Origin of the sequence: Acaryochloris thomasi RCC1774 (assembly GCF_003231495.1) — a bacterium.
GTDB lineage: Bacteria > Cyanobacteriota > Cyanobacteriia > Thermosynechococcales > Thermosynechococcaceae > RCC1774.
Map to the genome: position 1 here is coordinate 14,262 of NZ_PQWO01000004.1, position 23,017 is coordinate 37,278.

General features: G+C 52.8%; 19 protein-coding genes and 1 pseudogene. 10 read left to right on the forward strand and 10 right to left on the reverse strand.

Annotated features, from left to right (window positions below; all coding sequences use genetic code 11):
* The first annotated feature begins 60 nt into the window (after positions 1–60).
* A complete protein-coding gene (locus tag C1752_RS07705; RefSeq protein WP_110985490.1) occupies positions 61–714 on the forward strand; it encodes an ABC transporter ATP-binding protein in 654 nt (217 codons plus the stop codon).
* A complete protein-coding gene (gene rsmG, locus C1752_RS07710) occupies positions 665–1,423 on the forward strand; it encodes a 16S rRNA (guanine(527)-N(7))-methyltransferase RsmG (RefSeq protein ID WP_110985491.1) in 759 nt (252 codons plus the stop codon). The genes C1752_RS07705 and rsmG overlap by 50 nt, the downstream gene beginning before the upstream one ends.
* Positions 1,424–1,453: 30 nt before the next feature.
* Here the strand turns inward: rsmG and C1752_RS30220 are convergent.
* Positions 1,454–2,278 (reverse strand): annotated as a pseudogene (locus tag C1752_RS30220) (Rpn family recombination-promoting nuclease/putative transposase).
* A 48-nt stretch (positions 2,279–2,326) separates the two neighbouring features.
* Positions 2,327–3,085 (reverse strand): HEAT repeat domain-containing protein, encoded by a 759-nt coding sequence (locus tag C1752_RS07720; RefSeq protein ID WP_110985492.1) that lies wholly within the window; start codon positions 3,083–3,085, stop codon positions 2,327–2,329.
* Between the two features lie 166 nt (positions 3,086–3,251).
* Between C1752_RS07720 and C1752_RS07725 the strand changes: the two genes are divergently transcribed.
* The 3 genes from C1752_RS07725 (at position 3,252) to C1752_RS07735 (ending at position 6,635) form a co-directional block, all read left to right on the forward strand.
* Positions 3,252–3,977, forward strand: a complete 726-nt coding sequence (locus tag C1752_RS07725; RefSeq protein ID WP_110985493.1) for an FHA domain-containing protein — start codon at positions 3,252–3,254, stop codon at positions 3,975–3,977.
* A 100-nt stretch (positions 3,978–4,077) separates the two neighbouring features.
* Positions 4,078–5,880, forward strand: coding sequence for a proline--tRNA ligase (locus C1752_RS07730; protein WP_110985494.1), 1,803 nt, complete (start codon positions 4,078–4,080; stop codon positions 5,878–5,880).
* 47 nt (positions 5,881–5,927) lie between these two features.
* Positions 5,928–6,635, forward strand: coding sequence for a GerMN domain-containing protein (locus C1752_RS07735; RefSeq protein WP_199464321.1), 708 nt, complete (start codon positions 5,928–5,930; stop codon positions 6,633–6,635).
* 49 nt (positions 6,636–6,684) lie between these two features.
* Here the strand turns inward: C1752_RS07735 and C1752_RS07740 are convergent, their stop codons facing one another.
* The 3 genes from C1752_RS07740 to C1752_RS07750 all read right to left on the reverse strand — a co-directional run bounded on the left by C1752_RS07740 (position 6,685) and on the right by C1752_RS07750 (position 9,811).
* Positions 6,685–7,053 (reverse strand): hypothetical protein, encoded by a 369-nt coding sequence (locus C1752_RS07740; RefSeq protein WP_110985496.1) that lies wholly within the window; start codon positions 7,051–7,053, stop codon positions 6,685–6,687.
* 680 nt (positions 7,054–7,733) lie between these two features.
* Positions 7,734–8,690, reverse strand: a complete 957-nt coding sequence (locus C1752_RS07745; RefSeq protein WP_110985497.1) for an NAD-dependent epimerase/dehydratase family protein — start codon at positions 8,688–8,690, stop codon at positions 7,734–7,736.
* Complete coding sequence (locus tag C1752_RS07750; RefSeq protein WP_233501444.1) at positions 8,687–9,811, reverse strand: GNAT family N-acetyltransferase; 1,125 nt, start codon at positions 9,809–9,811, stop codon at positions 8,687–8,689. The genes C1752_RS07745 and C1752_RS07750 overlap by 4 nt, the downstream gene beginning before the upstream one ends.
* 177 nt (positions 9,812–9,988) lie before the next feature.
* Here C1752_RS07750 and C1752_RS07755 point away from each other — a divergent pair, with 177 nt between their 5' ends.
* The 4 genes from C1752_RS07755 (at position 9,989) to C1752_RS07770 (ending at position 14,480) form a co-directional block, all read left to right on the forward strand.
* Positions 9,989–11,314 carry a DUF2808 domain-containing protein gene (locus C1752_RS07755; RefSeq protein ID WP_110985498.1) on the forward strand — a complete coding sequence of 442 codons (1,326 nt, stop codon included), beginning with the start codon at positions 9,989–9,991 and terminating at the stop codon, positions 11,312–11,314.
* Positions 11,315–11,511: 197 nt separating this feature from the next.
* Positions 11,512–12,273: an SDR family NAD(P)-dependent oxidoreductase gene (locus tag C1752_RS07760; protein ID WP_110985499.1), complete on the forward strand. Its 762-nt coding sequence runs from the start codon at positions 11,512–11,514 to the stop codon at positions 12,271–12,273.
* 39 nt (positions 12,274–12,312) lie between these two features.
* A complete protein-coding gene (locus tag C1752_RS07765; RefSeq protein ID WP_110985500.1) occupies positions 12,313–13,554 on the forward strand; it encodes an aromatic ring-hydroxylating oxygenase subunit alpha in 1,242 nt (413 codons plus the stop codon).
* Positions 13,551–14,480, forward strand: a complete 930-nt coding sequence (locus C1752_RS07770) for a substrate-binding domain-containing protein (RefSeq protein WP_146242293.1) — start codon at positions 13,551–13,553, stop codon at positions 14,478–14,480. The genes C1752_RS07765 and C1752_RS07770 overlap by 4 nt, the downstream gene beginning before the upstream one ends.
* A 65-nt stretch (positions 14,481–14,545) precedes the next feature.
* On the opposite strand, the gene C1752_RS07775 is transcribed toward C1752_RS07770, so the two are convergent.
* A complete protein-coding gene (locus tag C1752_RS07775) occupies positions 14,546–14,974 on the reverse strand; it encodes a hypothetical protein (protein ID WP_110985502.1) in 429 nt (142 codons plus the stop codon).
* 109 nt (positions 14,975–15,083) lie between these two features.
* Positions 15,084–15,512 (reverse strand): hypothetical protein, encoded by a 429-nt coding sequence (locus C1752_RS07780; protein ID WP_158535036.1) that lies wholly within the window; start codon positions 15,510–15,512, stop codon positions 15,084–15,086.
* Positions 15,513–15,831: 319 nt separating this feature from the next.
* Between C1752_RS07780 and C1752_RS07785 the strand changes: the two genes are divergently transcribed.
* Positions 15,832–18,045 carry an APC family permease gene (locus tag C1752_RS07785; protein ID WP_110985504.1) on the forward strand — a complete coding sequence of 738 codons (2,214 nt, stop codon included), beginning with the start codon at positions 15,832–15,834 and terminating at the stop codon, positions 18,043–18,045.
* Between the two features lie 19 nt (positions 18,046–18,064).
* Here the strand turns inward: C1752_RS07785 and C1752_RS07790 are convergent, their stop codons facing one another.
* The 3 genes from C1752_RS07790 to C1752_RS07800 form a co-directional block, all read right to left on the reverse strand.
* The gene (locus C1752_RS07790; protein ID WP_110985505.1) at positions 18,065–20,161 is read right to left on the reverse strand and encodes a cyclic di-GMP-binding domain-containing protein, MshE-related; all 2,097 of its coding nucleotides are present in this window, start codon (positions 20,159–20,161) and stop codon (positions 18,065–18,067) included.
* 161 nt (positions 20,162–20,322) lie between these two features.
* Positions 20,323–20,877: a glucosaminidase domain-containing protein gene (locus C1752_RS07795; RefSeq protein WP_158535037.1), complete on the reverse strand. Its 555-nt coding sequence runs from the start codon at positions 20,875–20,877 to the stop codon at positions 20,323–20,325.
* Positions 20,861–22,978, reverse strand: a complete 2,118-nt coding sequence (locus tag C1752_RS07800; protein ID WP_110985507.1) for a cyclic di-GMP-binding domain-containing protein, MshE-related — start codon at positions 22,976–22,978, stop codon at positions 20,861–20,863. The genes C1752_RS07795 and C1752_RS07800 overlap by 17 nt, the downstream gene beginning before the upstream one ends.
* Positions 22,979–23,017: the final 39 nt, after the last annotated feature.

The window sequence follows — 23,017 nt, forward strand, 5'->3', positions numbered from 1 at the left end:
TTACTCCTAATCATCAAACACAGTAAAACAGGTCAGCCAGACTTGGACTACGCTAGAGGCATGCTCTACTTGAAAGACTTGGCCTATCATCCGACAGCCGCCGCGAGTCCGATCTTGCAACAGGTTCATTTAAAGCTTGCCCCCCAGGAGTTAGGACTGGTCATTGGTCCCAGTGGTTCCGGCAAAAGTACGCTGCTCGAAATTTTGGCGGGGTTGGCTTCCCCTACATCGGGGCAGGTCTATTGGCGCGATCAAGAGCTAAAAGCCAATCAGCTTCAACAGCTTGCAGGGCTTGTGTTTCAGTTTCCAGAGCGACACTTCTGTGGCGGCACGATTCTCGAAGAACTGCGCCTCGGCCACCCTGAACTCGGGTCAGAACAGGTCCACAATGCGCTTCAAGAGGTAGGGTTATCCGATCTGTCGCTGTACAATTCACCTCAGGCACTCAGCGGCGGTCAACAGCGACGGCTGGCGCTAGCGGTGCAGCTCATTCGGCAGCCTTCTATTTTGTTAATGGATGAGCCAACGGCGGGTTTAGACTGGTCGATGCGGCGTCAGTTGGTGAATTTGCTAGCTAAGCTCAAGCAACACTGGAGTTTGCTGATTGTCACCCACGACCCGGAAGAGCTGATCGCCCTCGCAGACCGCAGTTGGACCCTTGATCATGGAAATCTCGTCACGATGTCCCAAGCTGCCTCAGCAGGACTGGCTTAAAATACTGGACTGGCAACCGAGTCCGCAGCAGCTAGAGCAGTTTCAAAACCTTTACGCTCAGATTCTGCAGGGGAACCAGCAGCTCAATCTAACGCGGATCACAGAGGCTCCAGATTTTTGGGAAAAGCATCTGTGGGATTCTTTGGCGGGGGTGCGGCCCTGGCTTGTTGAAGAATCGAGTCTTCCTGTCGTTTTGCCTGATGATTGCCGGGTGATTGATATCGGTTCGGGGGGCGGGTTCCCTGGGTTGCCGGTTGCGATTGCTTGCTCGGCATGGCAGGTGTCTCTGCTGGATGCGACGCGCAAAAAGATGGCGTTTCTAGAGACGGTGGCGCAGGCGTTGGGGTTGGCGAACGTGAAGGTGATTTGCGATCGCGCTGAGTCTCTCGGTCAAGACCCGGCCCATCGTCAGCAGTACGATCTGGCTTTGATTCGAGCGGTGGGTCCAGCTTCGGTGTGTGCCGAGTATGCGCTGCCGTTGTTGAAGCTGCGGGGCATTGCGGTTCTCTATCGCGGTCAGTGGTCTGAGGATGAGGCGGGGGCGTTACGGGCGGCACTGGAGCAGTTGGGCGGTGAGATTGTTGAGACCAGACGCTTTAAGCTTCCGGTAAGCGGCGGCGAGAGGCACTATCTCTATCTACAGAAGCAGCAGGAGACATCACAGAAGTTCCCGAGGCGGGTAGGTCTGCCTGTGAAAAGACCCCTGTAGAGATCGTCTAGAACTCTGTATATTTGATGCCTACAGACGTTCTTGCAGCCATGTCTCTAGCGCACTCAAATCGGTGATGTCTAGCAGTGCGATGCTGAGGTCTTCGGTTTGCTGTAGTGAGAGTGACTTGATTCTCTGATGCACTACAGAGGGTAACTTACCAAAGCGATGTGCGAGCTGACGCAGAACAAGCGATTGTCCTTCTTCTTGACGGCCTTTTTCGCGGCCTACACCTTCAATATCTTGGTAGATTACCGACTGCTTCATGGTCTCTTGCCTCAGAACCCGATAAATAAAGTTGCTCTCTAATGATAGCCCTGCCAGTATTGCCGCAGAGGCCAAGACATTATTTTGCGTCTGTGGGTCGTTGATTGCGCCGGCTCGCAAGGCCACCTGCTTCAGGGCTTGAGTTTTGTCTGGGTTTTTGGTCAAAACCGCTAGCGGCAAAAGACCTGGTGATGCTAGAAAAATCTCAGTGGGTTGCTCCTAGAGGCGAATCACTTCAAATTCGTGACGGGTGCCTGGGATTTCGAAAATCGTTTGCTGAACAAGTTCAGATGTTGAGTGCATTAGGTAAATGACAACCTGCTTCATCTGTTTATCGGGGAAGCGACGAAAGGCTCGGGTTCGATAATCGAGCATTCTAAAGGGCATAGATGGATCTGGCTCTGTCTGAAACTCGATGTGAAGAACGATCTCATCGGATTCGAGCAAAATCAGGGCATCGGCGCGGATGGGTTCAACGGCTAGTTCGGTGGGGCTGAGGGTTGTGAGGGTAATGGGTTGGCCCAGTAGCCAAGCGGCGAAGTCGCTGGAAAATGACTCAGCGAGAAACTTGCAGGTATTGTCATACATGGAGACATCCTCGCAGACTGTCCTCGTGAGATATTTCCAGCTCTTGACCTACAACAAACCTTCCATTTCTAACTCTTCGATGACCTGTAGCCCTCGCGTGTCGCCTAGCTTCAGCAGGGAATTTTTGGCATCTTCCTGTACCCCTAATTCTCCATCTTGCAGAGCCTTGATCAGTGCATCAACGGCCTGTGTATAGAATTCTCTCTTCTCAATCGCCTGACAGAGCTGTCCCAGAGACCAAGCGCTGTTGCTGCGTACAGCAGGCATTGAATCATGGGCCAATGACTCAACCAAGGGCGCTATCGCTGCCCGTGCAGATTCCTCGTCAACCTCAGCCATCTGTCCTAAAGAGCTCGCGGCCCACAGACGCACAGCAGAGATCTCAGTTTTTAGAGCCTCGATTAAGGGGGAAAGAGACTTGCGATCGCGACAGTTCCCTAGTGCCCACACAACACCCTTACGCACATAGCCGTTCCAATCTAGCTCTAGCTGTTGAATCAAAGGCTCAACAGCAGTGACGCTGGGATTATGGCCGAGGGCATAGGCCGCACTTACCCGCACCAGCGGACAGCTATCGGTCAACAGCTCAATCAGATGCGGGACCGCTCGCGGCTCCTGAATCTCGCAAAATGCCCGGGTGGCCAGCATCCGCTGTGGCGCTTCTGGGGCACGCATTAGCTGCAGCATATCCTCGACATCTGGCTGGGCTGCGACAACACTGGGGTCATCAACAGCCGCCATCTGATCAAGGGGACTTTCTGGGGTGTCGTCTACATCTAGCAGACTGAGGTCGTCTTCATCGTACATATTTGTAACTTTACAGCAACCAGGTCCCTTGCTGACTGGGTTCCAACCCCGTAGCGAATGCGATCTTACCGGCAGGCTGTTCTTTCATGCATCGGTTAGGGAATCATAGGTCTATCCGCTTGAACCTTTTTGCAACGCCTCAGTCTTTTCACTCTCTGCTACTGCTATGCCTACCTCACGGCCTGAACCCACCGAACATCATATGCTGATCATCCAGGATGGCAATGGCCGTCGGGTGGTTCAACTCGAAGATGTTGCCTATTCAGTGGGACGCGATACGTCAAATGCCATTGTTTTAGATGGCGAATCCATTTCACGTCAGCATGCTTTACTGGTCAGATTGCCCGTGCCTCAGAAGGGCTATCGCTATCGCATCCTGGATGGGAACTCTGAGGGTAAGCCCAGTGCCAATGGTGTATATATCAATGGCGATCGACGGTCTATGCATGAACTCAGCAAGAGCGATATTATTCGCTTTGGAAATGAGATCAAAGCAACCTATATGACCGTAGCGATGGAGCAGGTGGAGTTTCTACACTATCTAGAGTCACTGTCCTATCAAAGCCTTAAGTCCGATGTGGTTGATTCTAAGGCTACGATGGTCAGCCCCGAATTTATGGGAGGTAGCCCACCCGTGACGACCCTGGAGGCTCAGCCCCGGTCTGCATACCCTAGTCAAAACCCTCAGGAACCTAAGTTTACGAAGGCCACAGTGCGCATGCCGCGCCCCAAAAGCCTGCAGCCTCGAGTCTTTTCGTTGCGCCTGTGGATGGTGGGAATAGGTGCGATCGCAACCCTCTCTGCGGGTTCAATTTGGTTCTTCACCCAAGGCCGCACTGGCACACCGACACCGGCGGGAGCCGTCACAGCCCCATCCTCACCCGAACTTTAGAGAGGCACCGCAAGAATTCGCCCAACAACCCAAGATTCAAAAGTCGAACGGCTCTAATCGTTTAGACTATTAAATCGGTAACTCAGTTGGACGAGCAACAATGCGGCTTTCTCAATCGCTCTTTGTCACGCTACGGGAAGACCCCGCAGAAGCAGAAATTCCCAGCCATAAGCTGCTCCTGCGAGCCGGGTATATTCGTCGGATTGGCAGCGGCATCTATGCCTATCTCCCTTTGATGTGGCGAGTGTTGCAAAAGGTCTCTCGCATCGTCCGCGAAGAAATGGACGCCACCGGAGCGCAGGAATGTCTGCTGCCTCAAATTCAGCCCGCCGAGCTGTGGCAAGAGTCGGGACGCTGGGACACCTACACCGAAGCTGAAGGGATCATGTTCTCGCTCCAGGACCGTCAGGGGCGAGAGGTGGGTCTAGGGCCAACCCACGAAGAAGTGATCACGGCGGTGGCCCGCGACATGATTCGTTCTTACCGGCAGCTACCCCTACACCTTTATCAGCTTCAGACCAAGTTCCGGGACGAGATTCGGCCTCGCTTTGGTCTCATGCGGGGGCGAGAATTCATCATGAAAGATGGCTATTCCTTCCATGTCGATGCCGACAGCCTGAAGGAAACCTATCAAGCAATGGATGGGGCCTACCGCAATATGCTGCAGCGCTGCGGTCTCCGGTTTCGAGCAGTGGAAGCTGACTCCGGCGCGATTGGCGGCTCTGGCTCTCAAGAGTTCATGGTGCTTGCTGAAGCCGGGGAAGACGAAATTTTATACACCGATGACGGCAGCTATGCAGCCAATGTCGAAAAAGCGGTCTCACAGCCTCCAGAGGCTCAGCCATCCGGCTTCAAGACCTACGAAAAACGAGAAACGCCGAAGACCGACACGATTGAAAAGCTTCGCCAGCATCTCGACTGTTCCGCCACTCAGATTGTTAAGAACGTCCTCTACCAAGTGACCTACGACAGCGGCACGACGGTCCTGGTCCTTGTGAGTCTGCGCGGTGACCAAGATGTTAATGAAGTGAAGCTGCAAAATGAGCTGACGCAGCAGGCTGAGAACTACGAAAGCAAGACCGTTCTCTCGCTTGAAGTTCCCGATGCAGCAGCGCAGGCTAAGTGGGCATCCAAGACGCTGCCGCTGGGATATCTGGGACCAGACCTAGCCGACGACTGCATTCAGTCAGCGAAGACGATTGCGCCGAAGTTCCTACGGCTGGTTGATCCAACAGCAGTGGATCTCAAAGACTTCGTGACTGGAGCTAATGAGAGTGGTTTCCACGTCGTTGGGGCTAACTGGGGTGAGCAGTTGACGCTTCCGAAGAATGTTGTGGATCTGCGTAAAGCGACTGCGGGGGACCAATCCCTTCACGACTCGAAGCAGATACTACAGACGGCCCGAGGGATTGAAATCGGACATATTTTTCAACTCGGTACCAAGTACTCACAGGCAATGGGAGCTACCTATACCAACGAACAAGGGGAAGAAATGCCGCTGGTGATGGGCTGCTACGGCGTCGGAGTCTCGCGCCTTGCCCAGTCAGCGGTAGAGCAGTCCTACGATAAAGATGGGATTATTTGGCCAGTTGCGATCGCACCCTATCACGCGATTGTCGTCATCCCTAACCTCAACGACGAAGCACAGGTTGAAGCCGCAGAAAAACTCTATCAGCAGCTAAATCAGGCCGGCATTGAAACGATCCTAGACGATCGCAAAGAGCGGGCTGGCGTCAAATTCAAAGACGCTGACCTGATCGGCATTCCCTATCGAATTGTGACGGGCCGCGCCCTCAAACAAGGCAAAGTAGAAGTCGTACAGCGGGCTACCCACGACTCTCAGGAACTCGATCTTGACCAGGTCGTACCCACCCTCCAGCAGTGGCTTGAAGCTAGCACCTGAAGCCAGTTCCCGTTTGCTAAGCTAGAGACGAATTCGGAACATCCTCCGTGGCGGCATCGTCACAGAATTGTGCTGAAATAGGACTGCTACGGTATCGCAAGGGAATTCGGGAAGCAATGGCAAAACGACAGCGTTCACATGATCTGCAAAAGCTCATGGCGGCGATGCTCACCGTGGGCCTGCTTGCCTGTACTCCACAGGTTTCAGATAACCCAGCCCCTGATGCGCCAGCCTCAAATCCCACATCTCCGGCTCCCGGTACTGATTTACCCGTAACTCCAACTCCTGCGCCACCTGTAACACCGGAAGAAGATCCTGCCGAGACCGCGCAGCTTTCGGTCTATTGGCTCCAATCCGCCGACGAGAGGCTGGCTCTCACCCCCTCAAAAATCACGCCGAAACAGCCGACAGATGCCCCAGAGGAACAGTTGCAAGCGGCTTTAGAGCGACTGCTTCAGGGACCTGCCAATGCTGATGTTGCCAGCGGCATCCCCGAAGGGACCAAGCTCAATACCCTAACCGTCAAAGATGATGGGGTTCACATCGATATCAGCAAAGAATTTACGGTGGGTGGCGGCAGTGCAGCCATGCAGGGACGTCTCGGTCAACTCATCTATACCGTCAGCAGCCTCAACCCCAAAGAATCCGTATGGATCTCAGTGGATGGTGAACCGCTCACTGTTTTGGGTGGGGAAGGTTTAGTCGTCTCACAGCCGATGACGCGCAAAGAGTTTCAAACAGAATTTTCACTCTAGACCCTCCCTAGATCGCAGCTGATACTCACCCGTCAAAAAATTGCGTGTCTTACTTCGAGGTCAAACAGGCATTGATTGGCGCGGCCACGCTGGGTGGAATTGGTGATTCTTCAGCGGGTAGATCTAAGTCTTCATAAACAGGCGTTAGAGACTGATTTGTCAGAAGTTCCTGCACCGCACAATCGCAGTACTTTTGAGAGGATTCCTTGAGGCAATTCTCCATCAAATCTCTGGCGAACTCAGTTTCTGCCTGCGCCTTTTCGGACGTTGGCAAAGTTTGTGAGGGCACTGCCCCAGAAGACTGTTGCTGAGCGGGATAGATCGGATTCGTCTGATGCCAATCTTTCCCATTCTGTGCCAGAGAACTAGTGGGAAAGAGGGAATTGCAAAGAGCTGCGCCAATGACAATGAGTCGCATCGGTTAGGTTGATCCTAGCCATATTGACTTAGAGTGCCCTTTCAACATGAGTAATTTTGTGGCATAGATAAACAGTTTTGACGCAGGGATCTCGATGCGCTCCCTGTCGTCATTGTTTAGCATCGAACTCACGTTATTTATTGGTCATGCCTTGTTCTGATTAAGGATTGGCGATGATTCTTGACTGGTCTCTTACCATCGCAAACCTGTCAACGGAAAGTAACCCGATAAGCACTGACGCGCCATATTTGAGCAAGGTGCGCATTACCCCAGACATAGCAAAAGGGCCCAGCGACGACGCTAGACCCTAATAATGACAAATAATTTTCGAAGTAATTTTACTCAGAACTGAAAGCAGATAGAGTTAGCAAAAACTAAAACTAGAGTGAACAAATATCGATCAAACTAACGATGGCTCGACACTTATTTACCTTTGTCGAACAGAGTTTTGGAATTGCAAGCCCCTCCTTGGACTCAATTCCACCTAAAGCAATCACAGAGACACTTTAGAAAGATCGAAATGACAGAGCTAGGAGGTACAAACCCTGTCTTTTTTTGGGTTGATTTCATGCGTTTTGTACCTGCTATTAACCTAGCATTAAGGTTCAAAACAGAAAATTGCTTTCACCAAAGTTTATGCTTGTTTAAGGTAGGTAACAATCAGCAAACCTCTGTAAACATCATTGCTGTACAAGGTCTCGCAACGTCTCCTGAATTGATCGAGGATTCCAATCTAGCTGTTTCCGAGCCTTATCTGCGCTGACCCGGACACAGCGATCGTAGAGATAGTGAACGCGCTCTCGACTTAAAGGTGGCTGCCAGCCCAGGAGCCGTCCAATGGGGTCTAGAATGCCCCCTGCTACGCGAACAATCGGCTCAGGAATTTCAGTCGGAACAGCAATACCCGTCTCGTTGCTGAAGACTTGAAACATTTCTTGGGTAGTTAATTCTCCGGTGGAGATGATGTAATGTTCCCCCGGTTGGCTGCGTTCGACGGCCAAAAGCATCGCGTCCACTAGGTCGTCTACATGCACAATGCCGGTGACGCGGTCGGCTCCCGCCCACACCTTGAGGCCGCCCTTCAAGAAAAGCTGAACAACTTTACCGAAATGAGGGTCGCCGGGGCCAAAAATACCGGAGGGCATGACGCTAACGACATGAAAGCCCGATTGGGCCGCAGCATCAACGGCTTGCTGTGCCAAATACTTGGTGCGATCGTAAGCAGAAGAGAATCCAGCTTGCTGACGGGCAAAGGTTTCGTCAATGAGTTTGCCTTGGGTATCGCCATAGACGCCAATGGTGCTGCAGTAGACCATTCTGGAGACGCCTGCTGCTTGGGCTGCGGACAGAACAGCTTTAGTCCCTCCAACATTGACGCGCTCCATCAGGGCGGCATCTACGAGACCTAACTCGACATAGGCAGCGGTGTGGAAGACGGTGTTGACACCCTGCATCGCACTTTCTAGGGATGCTTGATCCGTGATCTCGCCGTAGGCAAATTCGACATCCAGTTCTTTTAGACGAGATAAGTCGCTGGTTTGACGGACGTAGGCGATGACCTGATCGCCTCGCTGCAGCAGGTATTGACAGAGATGAGAACCCGTGAAGCCATTCGCTCCGGTGACGAGTGCTTTCATAGCGCTTTTTCGTAGATGCGATAGGTCTTGTAAATCTTACCGCCCGAGGCTTCAGTTATTTTGCGAGAGGGCATGTTGTCTTCATAGATCCAGGATAGCTCTGCGCGCTCATAGCGTTTCGATGGCCCCGTCCCATTTTGATGAACCAGATAGACTAGGGCCGGAGCGACCATTTTGCGCTGATGTTCTGGGAGGGCACAAAGCGCGATCATCCGAGCCTCGTTGATTGTGCGGCGGTACCAAAGAAACTTTAAGATCCCGAGCCAGTTGAGTTTGCCGTTGAGGTGCTTGAAGACTTGGTTGTAGTTGGGTAATCCCATGAAAAAACCCACCATTTCGCCTTCATACTCGGCAATGGGAAAGATGTCTGGATCTACAATCATCTTCAAGTCCTGTGCTTCTTCTAGAAACTCGTCTTCAGTGCGGGGGGTCGAACTCCAGTTGTTGCTGAAGGCTTGGGTGAACAGACGATAGAGATCACGACAGTCTTGTTCAAAGGCTTCGCCCTTGGTGGCAACGGGGCGAAAGGTGATGCCAGATTTGAGGGCAATTTGATAGGCTTTCTCAAATTTTTGCAATAGGGATGGAGACAGCTCGAAGCTGTAGGCATAGGCATCTTTGGCCTTGTGAAAGCCTGCTTTTTCAATGCATTGCGAATAGTACGGAGGGTTGTAGGGCATCATCATGTACGGCGGGGAGTCGAACCCGTCCACTAGCCATAGGCAGTTGTTATGGGTGGAGAGATCGATGGGACCACGAATAGTGCTCATACCTTGCTCTTTCAGCCATTGGCTAGCAGCTTCAAAGAGGTGGGGTGCAACAGCCGGATCTTCTGTTGCGAGATTCTCGACACATTCAAAGAATCCAAACAAACCAATATTTTTGCCTTCCCGCTCAATCAATCGATCATTGACGGCTGCGACGATCCGACCAACGGGCTGCTGATCTTGGTAAGCGACAAACTGCTGCAGTCTGCCGTACTCAAAAAAAGGATTGCTGGGCTGAAACTGCTTTGCAACATCGGCACGAATTGGGGGAACCCAGTTGGGATCATCGGCGTAGACGCGAGCAGGCACATCTAAAAACTGCTCGAATTCAGCTGCTGTTGAAATAGGTTTCACGGAAATGCGAGGGGCTGATATCACCACCGGGGTCACCTTATTGTTCTGTCTACGCTCAGGATACAAGAAAGCTTTGAGCCAGTATCAGTTCCGCTGCCGCGTTACAGTTCACAACTAAAGTCCTTAAAAGCGCCACGGGGACTTTATATTGGCGGATATAGTCCCTATGAAAACGTCATGCGTCCTTATTCTCTGCTGTCGGCATTCTTACTAGGGGGAGCCGTCTTGATCACCCAGCCTACTGAGTTAGTCGCACGAGAAGAACGGGGTCCGCTAGAAGGCTCGGAGGTCAATCAAATTGCTAAAGCCTCTACTATTTTGTTGGAGGGGCAAAATCCTGGTTCTGGTGTGGTCGTGGGGCAAGAAGGGAGTACCTACTATGTGCTAACGGCTCAGCATGTGGTAGCTACAGAGGATGAATATGCGATCGTGACACCAGATGGTCAAACCTATCCCCTTGACTATGGAGCCATTCAAAAAATACCGGATGTTGATCTGGCTATTGTCCCATTCACGAGCGGCAAAGCCTATTCGGTGGCGAAATTAGGGAATTCAGACGACGTAACGGAGGGCGATCGCATCTTTATTGCCGGATGGCCTGCAGCAGGGCGAGCGATTCCCCATATCTATCAGCTCACCAGCGGTGAAGTTTCAGGCATTTCTCGGCGGCCCATTGCGGGTGGCTATGGGCTGGTATACACCAACGTCACCCGTGCGGGCATGAGTGGCGGTCCCGTTTTTAACAGTAGCGGTCAAGTCATTGGCATTCATGGACTGGCTGAAGGACGTCAAGTGGTACTACCGGGCTACGATGGCGACTCCAGCGTTATTAAAGCAGGATTTAATTTAGGCATTCCCATCAACACTTTTGTCCGGTTGGCGCAGCAGACCCGGTTAGCCCCTGCAGCAGGTTCCTCTTCGACTGCCCCTGTCGCTAGCCCATCCCCCGTACCGACGAGACCCACGCCATTGCCCACAGCGTCGCTCACTGAAACGACACCGCTTACGCAGGTGATTCAGGCTCCGGTTTTGCCTGCCAAGAAGCCGTCTAGGGTTGCCTTTGTGCAGCCCCCAAGACTCCTTAAGGCCACTACTAGCGATCGCATTGCCAGGAACTTAGGAGCAACCTATTCCCTAGTTATTGATTTACCGGCCACAGCCGCAGCACCGCTGCAGCAGGTTGATCTGATCCTGAAGCAGGGCGTCCAGTACCCACGGTTCAAGGCAAAGGGTATTGCCGCCTATGAAGGCTCCAAGCGACGTGGGCCAAAGCTGCCCTTAGGTTTGATCGTGAACGATCCACCCAGCCGTACCGTGACGATTGCTTTTGATCCGCCCGTCCAGCCAGGACGACAGTTCACGTTGGCCGTGCGCCCTGTGCGTAACCCCAGTGTCGGCACCTACCTGTTTGAGGTCAGAGGATTCCCAGAAGGTGAAGTGAAGGACAGCACGTATTTGGGGCTGGCTCGCCTTGATTTTGTGCGCAGTTCACCTGGGAAATAGTGCTGGCCCCTGATCGGGAAAGCTCAAAAAAGACATTAGGACTACAGAATGTACCCAATGAGTCCGATAACCTCGAGGCAAGTAATTAATTGTCAGTAAAAAATATCCTCTGATATCAAGGATGAGGATGCAATGTAAAGAACTCTCAGCCAGGTATGACTGATGTGTTCATAAAGCCATGACGATGTATATCGCCCATGTTTTTGCTAACCGATAAAATTGCTGTGGTCACAGGCGGGGCTTCTGGCATCGGAGAAGCGGTGGTACAGCGATTCCTGGCAGCAGGCGCGACTGTTTACTCCATCGATCGGGTCGATGCCGCTGTTGATGGCGCTAAGGCGCTGGTGGGCGATGTTTCTCAAGAAGCAGACATTGTGCGACTGCTAGAGACTGTGGCAGCGGCCTCTGGTCGCATCGACATCTTGATCAATAATGCAGGCGTACAGCCTCTGGGGATTCCGTTCTCTGAACTCACTGAGCAAACACTTCGTCTCACCTTTGAGGTCAACGTCAATGGCGTCGCTTTTGGTGTCAAACACGCGCCTAACTTTATGCCCGAAACCGGTGGTCGGATTATCAATACCTCATCCTTTGTTGGCCTAATTGGTATACCACTGGGTTCTGCCTACGCCGTCTCGAAGGCTGCGGTGGTGCAGATTACGAAATGTGCCGCTATTGAATTGGCGGTGAAAGGTATTACGGTAAATGCGATCGCACCTGGCACCGTCCTCACCCCAGCCGTGACCAATATCCCCGATAACCCCGAGATTCCGTTCGTCTCCCGCCGAACCCCCTTAGGGCGGCTGGCAAAGTCTGAAGAAATCGCTGCTGCTTTCCATTTTCTCGCCTCAGATGAAGCCGCCTATATTACCGGCGCAATTCTGCCCGTCGATGGTGGCATCACCGCCGGTTGGGAGAGCTATGACTTACCGCCTCCCGATCCACGGTTCACAACGTGACCTGCACTGCTGCAATCGCCAACAAGGAACGAGACAATTATGGTCAGTCGTATTCAACCTAAGCTGCACAGCATCGAAGCCATCAACGCCGCCATTCTTGAATCTGCGTCAACCGGCTTAGAAAACGCCTTTACGCTGCCCGCTAGCGCCTACACCTCGGCAGAATACTTTGAGTACGAACTCGAAACGATCTTTAAACAGGAATGGCTCTGCATCGCCCATGTTTCCCAGATCCCAAAACTGGGAAATTATCTCAGCCTTGATGTGCTCGGTGAGCCAGTGATGGTCGTGCGGGCTAAAGATAACGTAGTTCGTGTCCTGTCTCGCGTCTGCCCCCATCGAGCTATGGACATTATGCCGCAGGGGTTTGGCTACGACGAGCGAGGTAAGGTCCGAGGCTTCATGTGCCCCTACCATAGCTGGACCTTTGACCTGAGCGGACAGCTCAAGGGCGCACCCGCGATGCAGAAGACCTGTGATTTCAGCCTCAAAGATCACAGCCTGATTGAGTTTCGCAGCGAAATCTGGGAAGGCTTTATCTTCATGACCTTCAACTCTGAGGCTGAACCCGTTGCCACTCAGCTTGCCGACTTGCACACCCAGATTTCCCCCTGGAACATGGCGAGCATGGACATTGTCGCCGAGCTGGAATGGGACCTCGACGTGAACTGGAAGAACATGATCGAGAACTGGATGGAGCCTTACCATCACATGGGAATTCATGTCAAAACGCTGCAGACTATGATGCCCGCTACTGGCTGCTGGACCGATGAGTATCATCCCCACTACACAAGGGCACATCTGCCCTATCGGCAAAGCCTCATCGACTCAATCAAGGAAGCTGAGGCCAAGGGAGAACACTACGGCACCTTCCCTCCGATTCCAAACCTGCCAGAGGCGTACAGGTACGAGTGGACTGTGCACGTGGGTTATCCAGACTACCTGATGCTCACAGGGCCGAACTGCGCACTCTGGTATCGTATGCTGCCGATCAGCGCCGAGAAAATTCATCTCGTCACCACAATTTTGGTCACGAAGGAGGCCCAGGCCCACCCCGATTTCGAGCAGCATCTGGCTGAAGAGACGCAGGCTCTGAAGGACTTTCATTGCGAAGATATTGAGGTTTGCACTGCGGTTCAGCGAGGGTTTAACTCCATCGCCTTCCAGCATGGGCGGATGAGCTACCTAGAAAAGCCGGTCTACCAAATTCAGTGCTATCTCGCCGACCGCATCCGGGCCACCGGAAACGTTCCCGCCGTATTTCTGGAGGCTTTAGCGTGAGCAAACGGACGGTTGTATACGTCATGCCACTACCACCCGGCTTGCATCCGGGCATGGATACGGTCGCCCACGGAATTGCTCATGGGTTGGAAGGGACTGACACCGTACTGCGTATTCTCCCGGCAGATCTACGCAATCCACACTATGCGGTTGAACAAAGTCAGGCAATCATTGCTGCGACGGAGGCTAAGGTTGATGGTATTTGCCTCTTCACTCTCGACGAACAGGAGCCAGCGCCCGCAGTTTGGCGAGCGATTGGGAAGAATATTCCGGTGATTGCACTGCACAAACCCGCCTTTCCGGTGACTGCAACTGTCGCTGTTCCAAATTTCTATCATGGATTGTTTCTCACCCAGTTTCTCGCCCGGAGCGTTCACGAAAATGCTCGTGTCGCTATTATTGGTGGTCCTCCGATCTTGGATGATCAGGAATTGGTTGAAGGACTCATCGAAGGGGCCCAGCGCTGCAAATTCGAGCTTTTGAACAATCCCCACGATCTCGCTTGTCGAAATGTATCTGACGTTGCGGGTGCTGGTGCGGGTACCGCTCGCCATGTTCTTGATACTTACGCCGATCTTGAGGCCTTAATTGTTTTCAATGACGAGACGCTACTGGATGTGTTGCCAGTCCTCAAAGAACGAGGGCTGTTGGGCAAACTCCCGGTCATTTCGCGCAATGGCAGTCCAGCGGCGGTCGAAGCGGTGCGGCGGGGGGATTCGCTCGCGACATATGACTATGGACTCACTGAAATGGGCATTGCAGCGGGCGAGATTTTTACGGATATTTTTCTGAAGGATGTTGATCCAGAAGATATCGTCGTGTGTCCCACCTATGGGCGAATCATTAACGAAGAGACTGCAGAAACTTATATCCCCTGGAGTGAGAGAGCTCCTGAGATCGCACTCGTGACTGGTCTAGGCTCATAGAGATAAGCCTTGCCCAGACCGTCAAGTCTTCGCTGGGTTTGGCAACGAGGGCTGCAGTCCGAGCGCTAGAACAGTCTTGCTTTCTCTTTGTCGAGTACCCACAGCGTATCCCAATCATGGAGATAGTAGAGGGCAAAACAGGCGGCAAGCATGGGCCAAGCGGCAAAGAAGAGTAGGTTGGTGTCTTCGTAGGGAGCTAAGTACTTCTTGTAGGCTGATAGCGTCGAAACCGCATGGAGGAATAAAACAATGGGATAGGTAATCCGTTTTCTAAAGCCAAGAACAAATCCAACAATGATGACAAGTTGCAGCACGCCGATAATATAAACCGGAATATTACCGAGACCACTAATAAAGTAAAAAGTCTCGAAAACGGCTGCTGCGTGAGTGGGGTTGATGAATTTGTCTAGGGTCCACATCAGCATGACGAGAAAGACGCTCAGGCGTAGAAGCAAGAGCGCGAGTGGAATTCTCCGGTGGGTGGATCTCAGCATGTTGTCCTTTGCTCGGGGCGGATACCATTATCGATGCTCAGGGGGCCAGCTCCCAATCAATCGTCACTAATAGGCCACCCGTTCATCCTAAATTATTCCTATCTAATAACTAGGGGCAAAGCTGAGTTCCCCATTTTAGCTCTCCAGGATTGGATACACAGATGAATCTAGAGATGGACCCCTCTTGCTTTTTGCCGAAGCTTGCAGACTGATCGGTCTGACTCATCTTAAAGGCAACAGAGCCAATGGACGGACAGCGCGTTAATATCTCCGTCGCGATGTTGTTCATCAACACTGGAGAGGCCAGCAAATTTTTCCCTCCATTGCCTTTCAGCACGAATTCGTAGGCGTGGGTATATTGCTTGGGTCTTTCTGTTGCTGCAGAAGTATATTTACTGGCACCCAACTCAAAAATTCGTAGAGATTTGATCCCTAAAAGTCGCCGCTTTGAGGTGTCAAGCTGTGTATAACAGGCCTTTGATTCCCCAATAATCGGATCTCTCGTCGTTGCTGAGCTTTTTAGCGGCACTAGGGTCATGATCATAAGCGTGGTCAACAAATATTTCACGCAGTTACACTCCTCGGGTTCAGATTGTGGTGGCGGCTTCTGTCGCCCAAGCCAAGGCTCACCATAGCAATGCTAAAAGTTACGGCAGACTATATATTCAATCTTGTCTGAATTTGGTGAGATCTGCAGCGCGCTCGCTCAGATCGCTCTAAGTATTTTGGGGTCTCCCGAAAACTTCAGTGGATGGGCAGATGCTCATTCGAAGCGCTCCTGACAAAGAAACCAGCGAATGAGGTCCAGAGGTTCCAAACAATCACTAGGATGAGTTCATACCTTTATCGCGAGCATTATGAAGTTTCCCTTCAAGCGCCGGTCTCAACCGCAAGAAGCGACGGTCCCTGCTCAAGCGTCAGGCTTAGGAACGTTTGGTGGCGTCTATACGCCATCAACCTTAACCATCCTGGGCGTGATTATGTATTTGCGGTTTGGCTGGGTGGTGGGCAATGTGGGCCTGCTGGGTACGCTGATTATTGTCACGCTGGCGACGGCTATTACGCTACTGACGGCGCTTTCTGCCTGTGCGATCGCAACTGATCGAGAGGTGCGCGTGGGCGGAGCCTACTACATGATTAGCCGCTCTTTGGGGATTGAAACCGGCGGAGCTGTCGGGATTCCGCTCTATTTTGCCCAAGCTTTTTCAGTGGCTCTATACACCATTGGCTTTGCCGAAAGCGTGGTCCGCAACTTTAGTCAGTTCAATCAGCTTTACGTGGCTCTGATTACCACGATTGCCGTTGCCGTACTCGCTATTACCTCGGCCCAGTTTGCGATCAAGGCCCAGTACGTGATTATGGTTGCGATCGCACTGTCCCTGGTCTCCTTAATTTTTGGTAAACCCCTAGAGCCGACCGATATTGAGATGTGGGGGGCTGCTGACGGAGAAGCCTTTTGGCAAGTCTTTGCCGTTTTCTTTCCTGCCGTTACCGGCATCATGGCTGGGGTTAATATGTCTGGCGATCTACGTGACCCCATCAAATCAATCCCCACCGGTACCCTGGCCGCCGTGGGGACCGGCTACGTCATCTATATGGGCCTGCCGTTTATCCTCGCCACCCGAGCCGATGCCAGTACGCTGATTGAAAACCCGCTGGTGATGCAGCAGATGGCCCTCTGGGGACCGGCTATTTTGATGGGCATTTGGGGGGCCACACTCTCCAGCGCCATCGGCAGTATTCTAGGCGCACCTCGGGTACTGCAGGCCCTGGCAAGGGATGGAGTCCTGCCCCGCTGGATGTCTTTTTTGGGTAAGGGGAGCGGTCCTGACGACGAACCCCGGATCGGCACCGCCGTCACGCTAGGCGTCGTTGTGGCTGCCGTCAGCATTGGTGACCTCAACTTGATTGCGCCAATCTTGACCATGTTTTTCTTGACCACCTATTTGGTCCTCAACGTCTCGGCGGGGGTGGAGAGCTTTTTGCAGAGTCCCTCCTTTCGGCCGTTGTTTAGGGTCCACTGGTCGCTCTCGCTGCTGGGTGCTGCTGGGTGCATTGGGGTGATGTTTTTAATTAATCCCCAGGCGACCATTGCCGCAGCCGTGATCGTCGCTGTTATTTACCTATGGCTACAGCGCCGGGGCCTTAAAACCACCTGGGGCGATGTTCGCAGCGGAGTTTGGATGATGCTGGTCCGCATTGGACTCTTTCAGGTGGGGCACCAGCAAGATGCTAAAAACTGGCGGCCCCATATCCTGGTTCTGTCCGGATCGCCCACACGACGATGGCCTCTGATTGAACTTGCGAATAACTTCACCCAAAATCGAGGATTAATTACCGTGTCGAGTGTGCTCCCGAGTGGTTCACGGGACGTGGCCCAGCAGGAAGAACTAGAGGAGACCCTCACCGACTACTTGGCAGAGCGTGGCGTGCAGGCGTTGGTGCGCACCTTGACGGCCCCTGATCCCTTTGAAGGCGCGCAGCGACTGGTGGAAATCTATGGATTAGGTCCGCTGGTGCCCAACACAATTCTGATGGGAGACAGTGAAGAGCCTAAAAATCGCGATCGCTACTGCAATCTAATCGCCCATCTTCACCAGGCTAAACGCAACATTCTAATTTTGCGCAATAGTCAAGAGGAAAGCTTTGGCGTCTATCGCCGCATTGATGTGTGGTGGGGCGGAATGAATGCGAATGTTGGCCTGCTGCTGCTACTGGCCTATCTGCTGAGCTCCAGCATTGACTGGAATAACGTCCGCATTACGCTCAAGCTTGCTGTGCCGGATGAAGCGGCGGCGCAGGATGCTCGCAATAATCTTAAAGGACTGATGCGATCGCTGCGGCTAGACGCAACCTCACAGGTTCTAACCCTAGACGGACGACCCTTCAAACAGGTTTTGCACCAGTCTTCCAAGGGCGCTGACCTCGTTTTTCTCGGGATGGCAACCCCCCACGATGATTTCTCTAGCTACTACGCAGGTCTGCAAGCGCTCACTTCTGGACTCCCTGCGACTTTGCTGGCGCTGGCCTCTCCCGATTTTCAGGTGGATGATGTCTTAACCAGCACGTGATGTCTTGGCGAAGGGGGCGTTAGTGAAAATCTGCGTCCCACACTCCAATATAAATCCACCCCCCTTTCTCGGGTTGCCAGTGAATATTGCCTTCGAGGCCCCTTACTGTAAAAGTGTGCTGGTCAGCCTTCCGCTCATAAATTTGCTGTAGGCGCTCTTGAACGGATGCGGGAACAGGGCCTTGCAAAAGCTGGCCTAGCGTTCTTTGTATCGTCTCTATGGGGACAGAATGAGAAAAGGTCGTTTCAGTCTGGCGGAGCTTGCCCGTGTTCTTGCTGACCAAATAACCGAGATCTAGTTGGTTGGGCACAACGCCTTCGTAGAGCAACGCTCGGCTGTTACTGTAATACCCTCGACGATTCCAGGTGGGCGGACCCAGAGTATCAACAACCTGATCTAAAGTGCTCCCGAGCGTCAAAATCGGAACCTTGATGGTGGGGTTGGAGGCACTCACGACGGTCGGGCTGCTGGAGGATGGGTCAGTCTCGGACGGATCTGTGGCTGAAGAACGGCTGTCTGTGGCTGCTGAAGATGGGCGGTCTTCCTGGGAGAAAGGGCGACTGTCCTGACTTTGGGCTAAACCGACCTGGCGCTGCGGTAAGGCAGACAAGTTGCTTGAGTCTTGCTGCAGTGAGGGAGATGTTATTGCATCGCGCTGAGTCTGCTGTTTCCAGATCTGACCGCCAAGCACAGATAAGAGCCCAGCTGCTGCAAGGGCCAACCCAGTAAGGGTTCGTCGTGGCTTTGCAGACGTTGATGGAGAGGAGAGTCTGGTTTCAAAAACTGCCGTTTTCCCATTTTTGTGGCTGTCTTGAGAATAGGCGTTTACCGTTCGAAACGGTCGAGCTTGCTGGTCTGCTGCCGATAGGCTCGCAACCACTTTTGTGGCTGATAATTCCTGATCTGAGATGGGAGCGATGGGAGGAGAAAACACTCTTTCCAGCGCTGCTTTCGGCTGCCGCGAATCGACTTTGTTCGCAGGCAGATCGTGATCGGTGGCTTGAGGGGTTGCCGTCAGCGTCTGGGTGACCCATTCAGGGCTGAAGACCTGCTGATAAATTCGGTTGGCAACCCTAAGAATGCCGTTGCTCTCTATAATCAAGCCCAGCGTCAGTAGTTCCTGCTCTTCTGGACTCGCTTCGGCTAAGATGCCCCGCTGTTCTAAGATCCGCTGATATAGCTTGAGTCGCGGGGGGGAAGAGATGCGATCGCAAAGTCCCTGCAGGTGTTCAGCCGCTATGCCTGATTCCCAGTGGTGAATCACATGAGTCTGCACTAACGCTGCAACCTGCGCTTCTTCTTCGCCAGCGGCAATAAACACATTCGTTTCTCGAATCAGCCAGCCCAGCTTGTGGGTCAAGTCAATCTGATCCCCAGTCCAGGCAAGCATGGCCGCGAGCGTTCGATAGGGATAATCAGAATGTTCCGCTAGCTTGAAGAGCTGCAGTCGGATTCGGTGATAGGGCCGTAGCTGCTGGAGCTGATCCGTGACCCACTGCTGATCGAGCAAGGCAGGATCAGGTCCAGCGGACAGTTTGAGATGGTTCTGCTCTACAGTAGCCAAGCCCATCTCCAGCAACTCTGCCTGTTCAGGCCGATCGTTTGCCCTGACGGATTCCTGCCGCAAAATCCGCTGATACAGCAGCAATAACGAGAACGGATTGACGGATTCATTCTCCAGTAGTTGCTCTTTCAGCATCTCTGACTCTGGTATCATCGCTTGCGAGTTCAGACCTGCTGAGCCTAGGTGCTTTAAAAAGAAATTGACGGTGCGCCGCCGTACCCATCCATTTGCAATAGCCAGGGTGCCAAACTTGCGTTGAGTCTGCTGCTGCGAGTCTAGAATCGCCTTGATTTGAGAGGTGTCGAGGAGGGCGGCTTGCTCTAAATACTGTCCAAGGTGCTGTACCGTCTGATGCTGTAGCTGGGGCCACTCTGCTGCGAAAAAATCAGCCGACTTCTGTTGAATCCATCCGTGAGCCGCTAGGATTTCGCCAATTCGGAGATCAGAGCGACGTTGTTCTGCTAAAGCAACCTTGAGCTGCCGTGCTGAAATCAGTCCGGCCCACTGCAGCACAGTCCCTAAGGGTTGGTTAAAGGCAGTAGAGGTGGGCATTTGTAGACTCACTGAACAGCATGAGAAATAGTTGGTGACTCACTCAGACATCTAATATTCTTTCGAGAAAAATTAAAGTGGTTAAATAAACCCTACCTCGGATCTATCTGTCAAGCATAGGGTTTTGCTGATAGAAAAGCTGCAGCAACCCTATCTCGCAATTACGAGGTCCGTTGGGCTTTTTTGAGCTTGCGGCGCACCGATCGTCGAATTTTCTTGACTTTCCGGGTCCATTTGGGACTGGTGGCGTAACCGGCTTGACGGATTTTCTCAAGATCTGTGAAGTCACCACCGGAGAGGTCCGTAATCGTCTTGGCGAACATATCAAAGCAGGGAGCAGGGTCCGCACAGTTCTCCCATTGGCTAGAGCGTGCCGAAACACAGTCGTTACTTCTGCATTTGAGACCGAAATGGTTGTCTTGTCCGAGGACAAAATCCCCGTGCCCGGTTTCGTGAATTGCGATCGCAAGTGTCAGCTCTAGGGGAACGTCGTACTCTTTACGGAGCCGTTTCGCATTTGGCAGCAGACGATTGATATAGGGATCGGACGTCTGCATGATTTCCTGATCTTCCTCCGCACTGGCTGCGGTAGACGATCCCTGATCCTGGCAGCTACAAAGAAGCATTATTAGAACAGCCGCGTTGCCCCAGCCTAGGAAGCCTCGCCATGCAGTGCGTCGCTTCGAGGTCTGTGAACGCTTAGTGAAAATCTGCATCCCAAATTCCGATATAGATCCAGCCATTTTTATCCCGATGAATTTCGCCTTCTTGGGTTCCCAATAGGAAAAAGTATTGGTCAGCCTGTCGCCGATAAACCTCCTTCAGTTGGTTCTGCACTGAGTCCGGGAGTTCCCCTCCTAGAAGTCGACGCAGCGTTCTTTGAATCGTCTCTAACTCAATAGACTGGGCAAAGGCGATCTCCGTTTGACGGAGTTCTCCCGTTTTTTTGCTGACTAAATAACCCAGATCAACGCGGTCAGGGACAATTCCCTTATAAATCAGCGCTTTGCTGTTGGGATAGTATCCTCTCCAGTTCTTGGTAGGTGGGCCGAGGGTTTCTAGCAGCTCCCTCTGAGTGCTACCGGTGACAAAGATAGGAACTTCAACGCTTGGATCAGACGTGCTGACGACGGAGACTGGAGATGCTTTAGGAGCCTCTGTTGCGGTAGCTTGGACCTCTTGATCGAATCGTTCGGCCCGATCCGCTGTACCCTCGTTCGCGGAAGGCTCAGGAGTCGTTGGGGTTGGAGGCTCCTCGATAGCTGGCGCTGGATCAACCCTCTCTCTCTGGGATTGAGGTGCATTAGGAGAAGCTAACGTTTCCGGTGATTCAGAAGATGAAGACGCGACCGGGCTGGGTTGAAGGGTCGGACGCCAGAGTTGCGTCCCAATTGCGACTGCGGTACCGCCGATCGCGCACAGCACCAGCCAAGGTGCAACTGAACGCGTCTTTGCCACTGTGGGTGATGACGCGACCGCTTCTGCCGCAACAGGCTGAGGGGCCCGCTCAGGCATTACTTCTGCGGGAACGTCAATGGTCAGGGGCAGCGGGTCTAACTCTACGTCCAGAAGATAGGAGACAACTTCCTCCGCCGAGGGCACCTGACTCGCTTGAGTCGTCTGACTTCTTTGGGTTCGTGGCTCTGGATTAGCCGGTAAGACCTGATCGTCCATCGTTGTTCGGCGTGAGATTTCTTCGGTTACCCAGTGGTGACTAAAGATCAGCCGGTAGATTCGATTAGCAACGGTGAGCGTCTCTTCTTTTTTCGCAATCAGGCCCAGAAATAGCAGCTCTTGTTCTTCTGCACTGCCTGTTGCCGGAATTTCATGCCGCTTTACGATCCGCTCGTATAGCTGTAGGTGCTTGAGAGAATAGGTTCGGATGCGATCGCAAATCCCTTTCAGATGCTGAGCGGCAATGCTGGACTCCCAGTCATTAACAACGTGAGTCTGCACCAGCGCCGCCACTTGGGCCGCCTCCTCTCCAGACTGAATGAACAGATCCGACGCTTGAATCTTCTGGCATAGCTTTTGCGTTAGCTCGGGCTGATTCCCGGTCCAGTCTAAAACGGCAGCCAGTAGCTGGTAGGGATGCTCGGCATGTTCTCTCAAATTAAAGAGCTTAAGTCGAATGGCATCGTAGGGGTGGAGTTGTTCTAGAGATTGAGCGATCCACTCCTGATCTGCAAGCGACGGAGCAAGTCCTTCTGTTACCTTCAGTCTGTTTTGCTCTGCGACCACCAAACCAAGGCGAAGAAGTTCGGCCTGCTCGGGGCTACGATCTACCTTGACAGAGCCCTGTTGCATAATCCGCTGATACAGCAGCAGCAGTGAGAAGGGATTGTCGGCTTCATTCTCTAAGATCTGTGCCTTGAGTGCTTCTGAGACTTGCGTTGTCCCGCGCATCGTTTCTGGCGTAGGGCTGGAGCGATTTTGCTTTAAGTACTTCAAGAAGAACTGGAGCGTTCGGTGTTGAACCCATCCATTGGCAACGATCAAGGTGCCAAACTTTAGCTGCGTTTGCCTTTGTGCGTCTAGGGCTGATCTAATTTGAGCTTCGTCCAACAGGCCCGCTTGCTTCAGATACTGTCCGATGGGCTGCTGCGGAGGCTGCTGCTGGATGCGAGGCCATTCCTCTGCGAAAAAGTCGGCGGATTCCTGCCTAAGCCAGCCACGGAGAGCCAATAGTTCCCCGATTCGGAGCTTGAAGTGCTGCTGTTCTTTCAGCGCAATCTCAACCTGCCTTGCCGAAACGAGACCCGCCTGCTGTAGTACCGCACCCAAGCGCTGGTCAGAAACAGTTGCAGTTTTAGACATTCACGGCTACCCCGATATCGATCTGCAGCACCCAAGGCC